Source organism: Candidatus Nanopelagicales bacterium (genome assembly GCA_041393815.1).
In the GTDB taxonomy this organism is placed as follows: Bacteria; Actinomycetota; Actinomycetes; order S36-B12; family JAWKJK01; genus JAWKJK01.
On record JAWKJK010000001.1, the window covers coordinates 670444 to 684822 of the forward strand.

Genomic DNA, 14379 nt, shown 5'->3' on the forward strand with positions numbered 1-14379 from the left:
GTCGTGCCGCGGCGGCGCCGGTGACAGTGTGCCGCGTCGTACCCGGGCATAGGGTCGGAGCATGCCCGAGTTCGTCTACACCGACCTGCTCCCCCTCGGTCCCGACCGGACCCCGTACCGGCAGATCGCGGTGGACGGGGTCGACACGGTCGAGGTGGGGGGGCGCACCTTCCTCACTGTCGAGCCCGAGACCCTGCGCGCCCTGACCTTCGAGGCGATGCGCGACATCCAGCACCTGCTCCGGCCGGCGCACCTGGCCCAGCTGCGGTCGATCCTCGACGACCCGGAGGCCAGCCCGAACGACCGGTTCGTCGCGCTGGACCTGCTGAAGAACGCGAACGTGGCCGCCGGCGGCGTCCTGCCGATGTGCCAGGACACCGGGACCGCGATCGTCATGGGCAAGCGCGGCCAGCACGTGCTCACGACGGGCCCGGACGAGGCGGCCATCTCCCGGGGCGTGTTCGACGCCTACGAGCAGCTGAACCTGCGCTACTCGCAGATGGCTCCGCTGTCGATGTGGGAGGAGCGCAACACCGGGACCAACCTGCCCGCCCAGATCGAGCTGTACGCCGACACCGAGCCGGGTCACGAGACGACCTACAAGCTGCTGTACATCGCCAAGGGCGGTGGCTCGGCGAACAAGAGCTACCTGTACCAGGAGACGAAGGCGATCCTGAACCCCGCGTCGTTCCGGACGTTCCTGGACGAGAAGCTCCGCCTGCTCGGCACCGCGGCATGCCCGCCCTACCACCTGGCCATCGTCGTCGGCGGCACCAGCGCGGAGTACGCCCTGAAGGCGGTGAAGTACGCCAGCACCCACTACCTCGACGAGCTGCCCGTGCACGGGTCGGAGCTCGGCCACGGTTTCCGCGACCTGGAGATGGAGGCCGAGGTCCTTGCGATGACGCGGGAGTTCGGGATCGGGGCGCAGTTCGGCGGAAAGTACTTCTGCCACGACATCCGGGTCGTGCGGCTGCCGCGGCACGGTGCGTCGGTCCCCATCGCCATCGCGGTGTCCTGCTCCGCGGACCGGCAGGCGCTCGCGAAGATCACACCGGAGGGCGTGTTCCTCGAGCAACTGGAGACCGACCCGGCGCAGTACCTGCCGGACGTGTCCGACGAGCACCTCGACGACGACGTGGTCCGGATCGATCTGAACCAGCCGATGGACGAGATCCGAAAGGCGTTGTCGCGGCTGCCCGTTCGGACCCGGGTCTCGTTGACCGGGCCCCTGGTGGTGGCACGCGACATCGCGCACGCGCGCATCAAGGAGATGCTGGACCGGGGCGAGCCGATGCCCGCGTACCTGCGCGACCACGCGGTCTACTACGCCGGACCGGCCAAGACGCCGGAGGGTTACCCGTCCGGCTCCTTCGGGCCGACGACGGCGGGCCGGATGGACGCCTACGTCGACCAGTTCCAGCGTGCCGGCGGCTCATTCGTCATGCTGGCCAAGGGAAATCGGTCGAAGGCCGTGACGGATGCGTGCCGGGACAACGGCGGCTTCTATCTCGGTTCGATCGGCGGCCCGGCTGCGCGGCTGGCGAAGGACAACATCCGCAAGGTCGAGGTGCTGGACTTCCCCGAGCTGGGGATGGAGGCGGTCTGGCGGATCGAGGTCGAGGACTTCCCCGCGTTCGTCGTCGTCGACGACAAGGGCAACGACTTCTTCGCGGACACGCTGCGACCGGTGGCCCTCACGATCCCCGTGGGGCCGCCCGAGAGTCGTTGAGCGACAACCGAAGTCGACCAGCCGAATTGCGTCGGGGCCGCACTCCCTCATACGGAGTGCGGCCCCGACGTGTGTGCTGGGGTGGCTGGGGTCAGAAGCCGCAGCTGTAGCGGCCCCCACGCCAGTGGCCGGAGCCCCGGCCGTGGTTCCACATGGTCCAGAAGGCCTCGTCCTGCTCGGCGCGGTTCCACCGCGCGGGCGACGTGCCCGCGAGGTCCGGGCGGCCCATGCGGCGGGCAGCCTCGGCGGCGGTGCCGATCGTGAACTGGTAGGCCCCGTGCCACGCGCCGTTGGAGGACACGACACGGTAGTAGCCCATCGACTCACGCTTCACGATGCACTTGCGGGTGCTCTCGTAGCGGGCGTCGTAGTACTTGCCGGTGTAGGCGCTGCGGTGCACGCCGGTCATGTCGTTGGCCAGCCGGGCGGCGGCGCGGGCGGCGCGCTGCGCGGCCAGCTTGCGCTTGCGCTCCTTGGCCTTGCGCTTGGCCTCGGCCTTCGCCTTGGCCTTGGCCTTCGCCTTGGCCTCGGCCTCCTTGCGGGCCTTCTCCGCGGCTGCCGCCTCGGCGGCGCGGCGCTCGGCGGCCTCGGCCTGGGCGAGGGCGGCGGCGTCGGTGGCCGTCGTCGTCAGCGTCTGGGCGCCCGACCCCTGCGAGGTCTCGGCGAACGTGGGGCCGGCGACGAGTCCCAGGGTGAGGGACGCGGCGACGAACCCGGTCACGAGCTGAGGTACCACGAACAGTTCCTTCATCGGGCGTCGCGCTCCGGCGCGCCGACGCTGGCGTTCCCCTGTCGCGGTCACAGCCGAGCCGGACTTCCGGACTCACTCGCTCGGCGGTGCTCGGGCCCGGCGGCGCCGCGTGGGGCGCCCGGCGGGCGGCGCCGGTAGGGGACCGACCGAGTTCCTCCTCGGCTGACGCGTGGGCGTCCGATCCGCTCCCGGCACGGGGAGCTTGCGCCTCTAACGTGCCCGCATGTCACAGGAATGTCACGCCAAGGTCACGTGGCGCCCCTCACGCCGATAAGGGACGTACGGGGAGCGAAACGGACATCTCGCCCACGCAGCCCCACGTGGCCGTGTGAGGTAGACCACAGGAAGTCCCGGGGACTGCTGTCCCGCGGGTCGGGACGGATCGGGGAGATGACACGCTTCGTCACGGGGCGGATGCATTGCGCGACAACGGAAACGGCCCTTCCGGGTCACTCCGGGACGCCCTCGGGGTCTCCCCAGGGTCGGCCTCGCCGGCGGCGCGGCGGGTCAGATCGGGAGGTCCTCCAGCATCTCGGTGACCAGGGCCGCGATCGGCGAGCGCTCCGAGCGGGTCAGCGTGACGTGGGCGAACAACGGGTGCCCCTTGAGCTTCTCCACCACCGCCACGACCCCGTCGTGGCGACCCACCCGCAGGTTGTCCCGCTGGGCGACGTCGTGGGTGAGCACCACGCGGGAGTCCCGCCCGATGCGCGACAGCACGGTCAGCAAGACGTTGCGCTCCAACGACTGTGCCTCGTCGACGATGACGAACGAGTCGTGCAGCGAGCGGCCGCGGATGTGGGTGAGGGGCAGCACCTCCAGCATCCCGCGGTCGACGACCTCCTCGACGACCTCCTGCGTGGTGAGCGCACCGAGGGTGTCGAACACGGCCTGGCCCCAGGGCGACATCTTCTCGTGCTCGGTGCCGGGCAGGTAGCCGAGGTCCTGTCCCCCGACGGCGTAGATCGGCCGGAAGACGACCACCTTGCGGTGCTGACGGCGTTCGAGCACCGACTCCAGCCCGGCGCACAGGGCCAGCGCGCTCTTGCCGGTGCCCGCGCGACCGCCGAGGGAGACGATGCCGACCTCGGGGTCGAGCAGCAGGTCCAGCGCGATCCGCTGCTCCGCGCTGCGGCCGTGCAGCCCGAACGCCTCGCGGTCCCCGCGCACCAGCCGGACCCGCTTGTCGGAGGTGACCCGGCCCAGCGCGCTGCCGCGGTCGGACAGCAGGACCAGCCCGGTGTGGCAGGGCAGCTCGCGCGCGGCCTCGACGTCGACCACGCCGTCGTCGTACAGCGCGTCGATGTCACCGCTGGCGACCTCGAGCTCGGACATCCCGGTCCAGCCGGACTCCACGACGAGCTCGGCGCGGTACTCCTCCGCGGCCAGCCCGACCACCGACGCCTTCACCCGCATCGGGAGGTCCTTGCTGACCAGAACGACGTCGCAGCCCTCGGCGGACAGGTTGCGCGCGACGGCCAGGATGCGGGAGTCGTTGTCCCCCAGCTGGAAACCGGTGGGGAGCACGGAGGTGTCGGTGTGGTTCAGCTCCACCCGCACGGTTCCGCCGGCGTGGCCGACGGCGATCGGCTCGTCCAGGCGTCCGTTCTCGACGCGCAGGTCGTCGAGCAACCTCAGTGCGGTTCGGGCGAAGTAGCCCAGCTCCGGGTGCGTCCGCTTGGCCTCCAGCTCGGTGACCACCACGACCGGGACGACCACCTCGTGCTCGTCGAACCGCAGCAGCGCGTGCGGGTCGGAGAGCAGGACGCTGGTGTCGAGGACGTACGTGCGGCGATCACGCGCGCGGGAGGAGCGTCGTCGGGCAGCGGGCACATCGGCCTCCCCGGTGCGGGGCGGCCGAGAGCCGGTCCCCGCGGCAGTCGGTGGACCGGCGGGCGCCGGCCCGGTGCGGACGACGCTACGGCCCGGTGGGGCCCGGGACGGGGAGCGCCACGCCGACGCCGGGTGGACGGCGGATGTCGGGTGGCGGAACTTGGCGCGGGGGCGGGGAAGCCGTGTCGGGCGCCGGGTCAGGCGCCGTAGCGGCGGTGGCGGTCGGCGTAGGCGCGCAGCGCACGCAGGAAGTCGACGCGCCGGAAGTCGGGCCAGTAGGCCTCGCAGAAGTAGAACTCCGAGTGGGCGCTCTGCCACAGCAGGAACCCGGACAGCCGCTGCTCCCCGGACGTGCGGATGAGCAGGTCGGGGTCGGGCTGGCCCTTGGTGTAGAGGTGCTGCGCGATGTCCTCGACGTCGAGCACCTGGGCCAGCTCGTCCAGGCTGCCGCCGCGCTGGGCCTGCTCGTGCAGCAGGGCGCGGACGGCGTCGACCACCTCGCGCCGGCCGCCGTACCCGACCGCGACGTTGACGATCATCCCGTCGACGTCACGGGTGAGGTCCGCGCTCTCCTTGAGGATGCGGGCGGTCTCGTCGGGCAGCAGGTCCAGGGCGCCGACCGGGTGCAGCCGCCAGCGTCGGGTCGACGCCAGGGCGGTCACCGTGTCCTCGATGATCCCCATCAGCGCGGCCAGCTCCGGGGCGGGACGGGTGAGGTTGTCGGTCGAGAGCAGCCACAGGGTGACGACCTCGACCCCGGCCTCCTCGCACCAGCCGAGGAACTCCTCGATCTTGGCGGCGCCCGCGCGGTGGCCGGCCGAGGAGGTGGACCCGTGCATCTCGGCCCAGCGGCGGTTGCCGTCGAGGATGACGCCGACGTGCCGCGGGTGCCGGTCCGGCGGGATCTGCGCCCGCAGCCGGCGCTCGTACGCCCCGTAGAGGAGGTCGGACAGGCCCACGCTCGGAGGCTACCGCGCGCATCGGCCCGAACCCGCCCGGTGGCGGTGACGTCGGGCAGGGTGGCAACCTACGCTGACGTAACCGTAGGGAGTACGCTCCCGGCCGTGAGCGAGATCGTCGATGCCCCCTCGCGCTCGCCCGCGGGGGTCCGGCCGGCGCTGCGCGGCTGGCTGCACGCGGGTGCCGCGCCCGCCGTGGCGGCTGCGGGGCTGGTGCTCGTCGTCCTGTCCCCGTCGTCGATGCGGGTCGCGGTGAGCGTGTACGCGGTCACCGCCACGCTGCTGTTCGCGATCAGTGCCGCGTACCACCGGCTGGCCTGGGGGCGGCGCGGGGAGAGCGTCTTCAAGCGCCTCGACCACGCGACGATCTTCCTCATCATCGCGGGCAGCTACACGCCGTTCGCGCTGGCGCTGCTGGATCCGGGGACGGCCCGGACGCTGCTGCTCGTCGTGTGGTCGGGAGCCCTGCTGGGCGCGGTGTTCCGGGTGCTGTGGGTGGAGGCGCCGCGGTGGCTCTACACCCCGATCTACGTCGCGCTGGGGTGGACGGCGGTGTTCTTCCTCGGGGACTTCGCGCGGACCGCCGGTACCGCCGTGCTCGTGCTGATCGTCGTGGGCGGCGTCCTGTACTCCTTGGGCGGGCTGGTGTACGGCCTGCGCCGGCCGGACCCGTCGCCGCGATGGTTCGGGTTCCACGAGGTGTTCCACGCGTTCACGCTCGGGGGTTGGACGGTGCAGCACGTGGCGGTGTGGCTGGCGGTGCTCCGGATCGCGACGTAGAGCCCGGGACGTCGGGGACGTCGGGGACGTCGGGGACGTCGGGGACGTCGGGGACGTCGGCGGCGTCGGGGCAGAGCGATGCCGGGTTTTCGTCTGCGGCGTAACGGATTTCGTGTGCACAGGGTCTTGCGCGGTGTCGGACCTGGCGGGTACACTCGTACACATGTTCGATCCCGTGGTTCCCGGTCCGCGGACCTCCCGCGCGTGGGACGCCGCCCTGCTCGCGCAGGCCGTGGCGGTGGGGCCGGGTCCGGTGGCGATCGGTCTGCTGGAGCAGGTCGACCCCGACGCGTTGTGCGGGCATGACCGGGTGGTGTTCCTGACGACGTGGCAGGCCCAGGCCGCGTGGGTGACCGCCCGGTCGTACGCCGCGATCGTCCCCGTGGTCGGGCCGGAGCCGGCCGGGGATCCCGACCCGGACGACGAGGCGGGCGGCCCGGTGGACCTCGGGCCGTTCGAGTGCGTGGAGGAGGCCCGGCACGCCGAGGTCGCCGCCGCCTGCCGGCTGTCCACCACCGCGGCGTCGGACCGCATCAGTACCGCCCGGTTCCTGGCCGGTCCCGGTGCCCCGGTCGCCGGCATGCTGGAGACCGGGGCGTGGGGGTACGGGCACCTGTGCGCGGTGGTGTCCGAGACCGCCGAGCTGTCCGCGGACCTGACCGAGAAGGTCGTGCAGGTCGTCGTCGCCGACACCCTGCCGGACGCGGACGGGCAGCCCTCGCGGTACGCGGAGGAGACCCCGGGCCGGCTGCGGCACCGCATCCGCCGCACCATCCTCAGGATCGACGCCGCCGCCGCCGCGGAACGCGCGAAGAAGAGGCGGCGGGAACGGTCCCTGCGGATCAGCCCGCTGCCGGACTTCCGCGCCAAGATCACCCTGGAGGCCTCCCAGCCGATGGCCTCATGGGCCTGGCGCCAGTTCGACACCTGGGCCCGCGCCCGGCAAGCCACCCTGAAGGACCCGGCCGCGGACCTCACCGCCCTGCTCGGCCCGTGCACCTGCCCCGACGACACCGACACCACCCGAGCCGCCGGGCCGGTGGGCACCCTCGCCGCCTTGCGCGGCCATCGCGCGACCGGCAGTCACGGCACCGCTGCCGCCGCTGACCCGGGCAGCGTCCGGGCGCACCAGCTCGGCTGCCCGCACCACCCCGACACCACCCTGGAAGCCCTGCGCGCCGACGCCGTCATCGAAGCCGCCCGCCTGCTCATGCGGACCCTGGGCCACGACAGCGGCGACGCCCCGCCCACCACCGGCTCTGCCACCGGCATGGTCGCCCACGGCAGCAGCGCCGCGACCGCGGCCACCGGGACCACGGGCAGCGGGACCTCAGGCAACGGCACCGGGACCTCAGGCAGCGGGACCTCAGGCAGGGACACCGCCGGCGGCACAGGGGCGAACGCGGGTGCTGGTGCGGACGCTGGAGCGAGCACGGGCGCTGGCGCTGGCACGGGTGGCAGCGGCGGGCGGGGACGGTCGTGGTCGTCCGCGGTCGTCATCGTCGACGCCGCCACCCTGCTCGGCCTGGCCGACAACCCCGGCTGGGTCCCCGGCCACGGCTGGGTCCCCGCACCCCTCGCCCGCGAACTCGCCGCCACCGCCGATGCCTGGCGGGCGTTCCTCACCGACCACGGCCGCCTCGTCGCCACCGGCGCCGCCCGCTACCGGCCCAGCGACCGGCTGCGGGAGCTGGTCACCGCCCGGGACACCACCTGCACCTTCCCCGGCTGCACCATCCCCTCAGTCCACACCGACCTCGACCACGCGGCCACCTACGACGGGGCGAACACCACAGCGGCGAACCTGCATCCGGCCTGCCGGCGGCATCACCGGATCAAGACCCACACGGCCTGGTCCGCCGCACCGGATCCGGGCAGCGGAAGGATCCGGTGGACCAGCCCCACCGGACACACCTACCCCACACCCCCGGACCCCATCTGGGACACCGGTCCCGTCGGTCCTGACCTTCCCGCGAGCACACCGAAGATCGCCGACCCCGACACCCTCGAGGCCGGAGACCGCGCCCGAACCGACCCGCCGGACAGGACCGACTCACCCGGCAGCACCGTCCCGTCGGTCAGCGCGCTCGAGACCTGGCTCACCGCGTACCTCGCTGCCTGACCGCGTCGCGCTCTCCGGTGCAGCGCGGGAGAGCTGCCCGCCCATCCCGCCGCGGTCACGCGGTGCCGGTGAGTCGGCGGTGCAGCGCGCAGGCCGACATGGATCGGCAACTCGGACGATGGACCACGCTCCCCACGACCGGCGTGCCAGCTGCCCGCGCGCCGCATCCCGACGAGCGAGACACGCGGTGGCCACGGACGAAGGCCACCGCGAACACCGGTGGCCCCGTCCGTGGCCGCGCCACCCACCCGGGCGGCGTCCGCCGGCTGGCGGTGGATTCAGTCGGCGTCGGGGCCCTGCTCCCGAACCCGCTGCACCTGCTCCATCGCCTCGCGCAGCTCGGCCAGCCAGGTCTCGGCGTTGCGTCCGACCAGCTTCACGCACCAGGCGAGCGCGTCCGAGCGGGACCGGGCCACCCCCGACTCCACCAGGGTGTCCAGCACGACCCGCTCCGGCTGGCGCAGCCGCGTCATCACCGGTGCCGACAGGTTGGTGAACAGTTCCCGCCTGCCGTCGACCACCACGCCCCAGGCCACGTGCCGCTGTGCGCGGTGCTCCAGCTCGCGGGCGATCTCGATCCGGGCCTCCCGGGTGGACTCCCGGAAGGCGGCGGCACGTCCGGCCGCCGCGGCGGACCGCTCCGCGTCCGCCGCATCGTCGGCCACCTCGACGGCCGGCAGCGTTCCCACGATGGTGATCTCCTCGCGGTCCACCGTCACCTCGGGGGCGGCGGTGAACCAGTCCTGCGGGAGTCGTCCGGTCAGCCAGCCGCGGATCGTGGCCGCGGCGTCCTGTGTCGTCGTCATGGAGCGACGATTACATGATTACCTGCTTGCGTCCATAGCACCGGAGCCTGGTTCACCGAGGGCGGACAGGGCCACCCGGACGGGTCCCGGAGCGCACCTCGGCACCGCGCTCCCGTCAACCCACCCGGGTCCCCAGCTCCCCCGCCAGTACCGCCGGATCCGTCGTGGGCAACCCGCACACGAAGTGCCGACACACGTACGCCGCGGGCGCCCCGCCCACCAGCGGCCGGTCGCGCAGCAACGGCACGGACGGATCGGTGGCCGGGTCCCCCACCGCCACAACGAGGCCCGGGGCCGGCGAGCCGAGGGCCAGCCGGTGCAACGCCCCGGTGCGCGGGTCGTCTGCAGGCCCGACGACGGCGACCTCCCGCGGCCCGTCGACCAGGGCCTCCGCCACCGCCAGTCCCCAGCCCACGGCCCGGGGCGCCCGCACCGCGAAGCTCGACACCACCCCCAGCGCCCGCTCCGCCGCTGTGCGGTGGGTGTCCGAGCCGGTGTACGCCGCGTACGTCAGCAACGCACCGGCGGCGGCCAGCCAGCCGGACGGGGTCGCATTGTCCGAGGGGTCCCGCGGCCGGCGGACGAGCCGCTCGGCGTCGTCCGCGGTGTCGTGGAAGCCACCCTGCCCGTCGGCGAAGTGCGACAGCAGCACGTCCAGGAGCACCCCGGCGAACGCCAGCCACTCCTCCTCGCCGGTGACGGCGAACAGGGTGAGGAACCCCTCCGCCACGTCGGCGTAGTCCTCCAGCACCCCGTCGTTGCGACCCGGTCGCCCGTCGCGGGAGGTACGGCACAGCCGGTCCCCGTGCTCCCCCACGCCGAGGTGCACGGCGAGCAGCAGGTCGGCGGCCGCCTCGGCCGCCTCCACCCACCGCGGCTCGTCCAGCAGCGCCCCCGCCTCCGCGAGAGCGGCGATCGCGAGGCCGTTCCACGCGGCCACCACCTTGTCGTCCCGGCCGGGCTGCGGCCGCTGACCGCGAACCTCGAAGAGCCGGACCCGTACGGACTCCCAGCGGTCGGCGTCGTCCGGGTCGTGGCGCAGCTGCAGCACCGAACGGCCGTGTTCGAACGTGCCGTGCTCCGTCACGTCGAGCAGCGCGGCCGCCCACGCCCCGTCGTCCGCGCCGAGCACCTCGACGAGCTCATCCGGTGTCCACGCGTAGGTGAGCCCCTCGACCCCGTCGGTGTCGGCGTCCAGCGCGGAGGCGAAGCCCCCCTCCGGCGTCCCCAGGTCCCGCACCAGGAACTCTGCGGTCTCGCGCGCGACCCGGGCCGCCAGCGGAGACCCCGTCAGCCGCCACCAGTGCAGGTACACCCGCAGCAGCAAGGCGTTGTCGTACAGCATCTTCTCGAAATGCGGGACGACCCAGTCGGCGTCCACGGAGTACCGCGCGAAGCCCCCGGCCAGCTGGTCGTACATGCCGCCCCGCGCCATCGCGTCACAGGTCCCCACCACCATCGCCAGCGCGGCCGGGTCACCGGTCCGGGCGTGCTGGCGAAGCAGGAACTCCAGGATCATCGACGGCGGGAACTTGGGCGCCCCGCCGAACCCCCCGCGCGCCGGGTCGTACTGCCGCTCCAACGCGCGCACTGCCGCGTCCAGCAGCTCCGCGGGCGGCGGCTCCTCACCCGCCGGTGGCATCTGACGGGAGGTCAGCGCCGCGGTGATCCGCTCCGCCGACTGCAGCACGTCATCCCGACGCGTTCGCCACGCGTCGCTGATCGACTGCAGCAGCTGCAGGAACGACGGCATCCCGTGCCGCGGCGCCGGCGGGAAGTACGTGCCCGCGTAGAACGGGTTGCCGTCGTGGTCGACGAACACCGACATCGGCCAGCCGCCGCTCCCCGTGAGCGACACGGTCGCCTCCATGTAGACAGAGTCGACGTCCGGTCGTTCCTCCCGGTCCACCTTGACGCTCACGAAACGGTCGTTCAGGTAGGCGGCCGTCCCGTCATCCTCGAACGACTCGTGCGCCATGACGTGGCACCAGTGGCAGGCGGAGTACCCGATCGACACGAACACCGGCACGTCCCGGCGGCGTGCCTCCTCGAACGCCTCCGGTCCCCACTCCCACCAGTCCACCGGGTTGTCTCTGTGCTGCACCAGGTACGGGCTGGTCGCGTCCGCGAGACGGTTCGGCACGGGTCGTCCTTCCGGGAGGCTCGGAGCCGGACCCGGCCATCCTCCCCCGGCCCGGGGCGAGGCACGAGCGGAAACCCCGGTCGCGGGCGCCGCCGCCGGTCGTTACCCTGGCCGTAACGACCCTCACATCCACCGGCCGCGGGCCGCGCGTCGGCCTAGCATGGAAGAGCAGCGGCGACGCCGCGGTCGATCTGGGGGCCCGATGAAGGTCGTCAGCCACGGGGGGTTGGTCAGACCGGTGCGTGCCGAGGTCGCGATCCGTTCGCTGCTTGACGCGTTTGCTGACCCCGTCGTGCTGCTCGCCCCCGTCCGAGACGATCAGGGACGAGTCGTCGATTTCGAGTACGTCGAGGCCAACGCGGCGGCGTGCGCGTTCGAGGGGATCCAGCACGAGCGATTCCTCGGGTCACGGATGCTGCAGATGCACCCGGGCAACCTGGAGGCGGGAACGTTCGACAGCTACGTCCGGGTCCTGGAGACCGGCGAGCCCTTCTCACTGGACGATGCCGTGTACACGTTGGAGGCATCCGGGCACGTCCGGGTGTTCGACGTGCGTGCGGTCCGGGCGGACGGCCTGGTGACCCTGACGTGGCGGGACGTGACGGCCAGGCACGAACGGGTTCGGCTGCTGGCGGAGTCCGAGGAGCGCTACCGGCTGCTGGCCGAGAACTCCTCGGACGTGGTGATGCGCTCCCGCGACAACCACGTGGTGTGGGTCTCGCCCTCGCTGGAGCGCATGCTGGGCTGGACGCCGGAGGAGTGGATCGGGCACTCGCTGGCCGAGTTCGGCCACCAGGAGGACTACCCGGTCGTGCAGGACGCGCTGCAGCGGATGGACGCGGGGGAATCCATCGTGATGCGTGTCCGCGTCGTCGACAAGACCGGAACGCTGCACTGGGTCGAGCTGCATGCTCGGACGTACCTGGACGCGAGCGGGACTCCGAACGGTGTCCTGTCCAGCTTCCGCACGGTGGACGAGGAGGTCGCCGCCGCCGCGGCCCTGGAGCGGCTGGCCCGGTTCGACGCGCTGACGGGGCTGCTCAACCGCCACGAGGCCTTCCGCGTCATCCAGGCCGCGGGCTCGCGTCGCCGCCGGCCCGGCGACCAGCTCGCGGTGCTGTTCTGCGACGTCGACCGGTTCAAGGACATCAACGACGAGCATGGGCACGCGGCCGGGGACGCGGTGCTGCGGGAGTTCGCGCTGCGCATCAGCGAGACGGTGCGACGCGACGACCTGGTGGCGAGATTCGGAGGTGACGAGTTCGTCGTCCTCCTCGAGGGCGTGCACGACCTGGCCGAGGTCGTGGGGATCGCCGAGAAGATCCGCGTGGCGGCGAGCCGGCCGGTGCGGCACGACGGCATGGCGATCTCGTCCAGCGTGAGCATCGGCGCCGCCCTCGCTCCTCCCGGCGGGGACACCGAGCAACTGCTCAACCGCGCAGACACGGCCATGTACGAGGCCAAGCGCGCCGGGCGGAACCGCGTCGTCGCGATCGACGACCGACACACGCCTGCGGGCCTCGACGTCGACCCGGACCGTCCGAGCAGCTGAAGCAGCGCCTGACCCACGCACCGGCGTGACGTGGCCCGCCCCGCGCTGGCTGCGCAACGTCAGCCTGACCCGGCGTAGCGTCGCGTCCGGCGCCAGCGCCACCCGGCTGGCAGCTCCTCGGAGAGGGGACTCCGGTGCGATCGTTGCGGACGTCCGCAGTCATGGCTGTCGTCCTTGCTGGTTCCGTCCTCAGCACCGGGATCGCCACAGCCGGACCCGCTGCGGCGGGGAGACCGGCCGCGAGTCCTTCGGCGGCGCCGATGGGGTCCGCCCCGGCTGTCGCCCCGACCGGGGAGTCCACTGCACCGGCTGCACTTCGCTGGCGCCCCTGCGAGAGCCGGGCACTGCGGGGCTACGACTGCGCCCGGCTGAAGGTCCCCCGGGACTGGCAGCAGCCGGCACTGGGGACGATCACGCTGGCGATGGTCCGCCACCGCAGCACAGGAGCGACATCCGAACGGATCGGGTCCCTGTTCATGAACCCCGGTGGCCCGGGAGGAACCGGGCTGGACACCATCACCGCCGCCTGGGGCTTCCTGCCCGAGGCGGTGCAGGAGCGGTTCGACCTCGTCTCGTGGGACCCGCGCGGGCTCGGTGCGTCCACGGCGCTCGTGGGCTGCCGGTCGGTGACGTGGTCGCCCCCGCCAGCGACCGGCCCGGTCGACTGGTCCGCGATACAGGCCCGGGTGCGGGCCCAGGTGGCCGACGCCAACGCCGACTGCGTGGCGAAGAACCCGCAGCTGGCCCCGTACATCGGCACCCGCCAGGTGGTCCGCGACCTCGATGCAATGCGCTCCGCGGTCGGGGACACCCGGCTCAACTACTGGGCCTGGAGCTACGGGACTCGCATCGCGTACACGTACGCACTGACCTTCCCGGGGAAGCTTCGGGCTCTGGTGCTCGACGGCAGCATCAGCCCGCACGGATCCCTGGCCGGGTTCGCTGCCCAGTTCGACACTGCCGCCGACACGGCCCTGGGCCTGCTGTTCCAGACCTACCCGCAGTCCGCCACGCACTACCGTCGCGTGCTGCGTGGCCTGCACCAGGCGCCGTTGCGGCTCAACGCGCAGCGCACGTTCACCCGGTGGGACCTCGGCCGGTTCCTCGAGGAGTACGCCCAGTGGGAAAGCCTGTATGAGCCCGTGGCCGGCTACCTGAAGGACCTCGACACGGCCCTGTACGGCAGCCCCGCCGAGCGGCGGCGCGCGAAGGCGCGGCTGCTGCGTGCGGCCCCCTTGCCGTACGACGCCATGACCGGAGCCCCCGCGATCATCCAGTGCCTGGACTACGCCGACCGCCAGACCGCCGCGCAGCTCGACGCCGCCGCCGCCCAGGCCCGCATCGCCGCCCCCATCACCGGTTGGTACCGCAGCGTCGGCGTCGCCGCACCCTGCGAGGGGCTGAACCTGACCCCCGACCCGGTGCCCACGACGGTGCCGGCCAACTGGACGGCGCGGCTGCTGCTCCTGGGCGCCACCCTGGACGCCCAGACGGCGTACGTCTGGACGACCCAGATGGGGACCCTGTTCCGCGCCTCCCGGGTCGTGACCTACGTCGGCGCCAAGCACGTCACGTTCGGCGCCGCCGGTTCCGCCTGTGTCGACCGGCATGCCACCCGCTACCTTCTCACGCTCCGGCTGCCGTCGGTGAACGTGAGCTGCCCACACGTCCCGTCACGGCCCTGATCCGCGTCGGTGACAA

10 protein-coding genes are annotated in these 14379 nt (G+C 72.8%); 5 read left to right on the forward strand and 5 right to left on the reverse strand.

The annotated features are described in order from the left end of the window. Window positions 1-61 precede the first annotated feature (61 nt). Window positions 62-1732, forward strand: a complete 1671-nt coding sequence (locus R2737_03050; protein MEZ5115225.1) for a fumarate hydratase — start codon at window positions 62-64, stop codon at window positions 1730-1732. Window positions 1733-1823: 91 nt separating this feature from the next. Here the strand turns inward: R2737_03050 and R2737_03055 are convergent, their stop codons facing one another. The 3 genes from R2737_03055 to R2737_03065 all read right to left on the reverse strand — a co-directional run bounded on the left by R2737_03055 (window position 1824) and on the right by R2737_03065 (window position 5275). After that, window positions 1824-2468: a hypothetical protein gene (locus R2737_03055; GenBank protein MEZ5115226.1), complete on the reverse strand. Its 645-nt coding sequence runs from the start codon at window positions 2466-2468 to the stop codon at window positions 1824-1826. A 522-nt stretch (window positions 2469-2990) separates the two neighbouring features. After that, window positions 2991-4316: a PhoH family protein gene (locus R2737_03060; GenBank protein MEZ5115227.1), complete on the reverse strand. Its 1326-nt coding sequence runs from the start codon at window positions 4314-4316 to the stop codon at window positions 2991-2993. A gap of 197 nt (window positions 4317-4513) precedes the next feature. Beyond that, window positions 4514-5275 (reverse strand): isoprenyl transferase, encoded by a 762-nt coding sequence (locus R2737_03065; GenBank protein ID MEZ5115228.1) that lies wholly within the window; start codon window positions 5273-5275, stop codon window positions 4514-4516. 105 nt (window positions 5276-5380) lie between these two features. Here R2737_03065 and R2737_03070 point away from each other — a divergent pair, with 105 nt between their 5' ends. Together R2737_03070 and R2737_03075 are read left to right on the forward strand one after the other, a co-directional pair. Then, window positions 5381-6055 carry a hemolysin III family protein gene (locus R2737_03070; GenBank protein ID MEZ5115229.1) on the forward strand — a complete coding sequence of 225 codons (675 nt, stop codon included), beginning with the start codon at window positions 5381-5383 and terminating at the stop codon, window positions 6053-6055. Window positions 6056-6218: 163 nt separating this feature from the next. After that, window positions 6219-8177 carry a DUF222 domain-containing protein gene (locus R2737_03075; GenBank protein MEZ5115230.1) on the forward strand — a complete coding sequence of 653 codons (1959 nt, stop codon included), beginning with the start codon at window positions 6219-6221 and terminating at the stop codon, window positions 8175-8177. 278 nt (window positions 8178-8455) lie between these two features. On the opposite strand, the gene R2737_03080 is transcribed toward R2737_03075, so the two are convergent. Next, window positions 8456-8983, reverse strand: a complete 528-nt coding sequence (locus tag R2737_03080; GenBank protein MEZ5115231.1) for a hypothetical protein — start codon at window positions 8981-8983, stop codon at window positions 8456-8458. A gap of 115 nt (window positions 8984-9098) precedes the next feature. Further along, window positions 9099-11126 (reverse strand): thioredoxin domain-containing protein, encoded by a 2028-nt coding sequence (locus R2737_03085; GenBank protein MEZ5115232.1) that lies wholly within the window; start codon window positions 11124-11126, stop codon window positions 9099-9101. Window positions 11127-11364: 238 nt separating this feature from the next. Here R2737_03085 and R2737_03090 point away from each other — a divergent pair, with 238 nt between their 5' ends. Both R2737_03090 and R2737_03095 read left to right on the forward strand, forming a co-directional pair. Continuing rightward, a complete protein-coding gene (locus R2737_03090; protein ID MEZ5115233.1) occupies window positions 11365-12678 on the forward strand; it encodes a diguanylate cyclase in 1314 nt (437 codons plus the stop codon). A gap of 260 nt (window positions 12679-12938) precedes the next feature. Further along, complete coding sequence (locus R2737_03095) at window positions 12939-14363, forward strand: alpha/beta fold hydrolase (GenBank protein MEZ5115234.1); 1425 nt, start codon at window positions 12939-12941, stop codon at window positions 14361-14363. The last annotated feature ends 16 nt before the right edge of the window (window positions 14364-14379 follow it).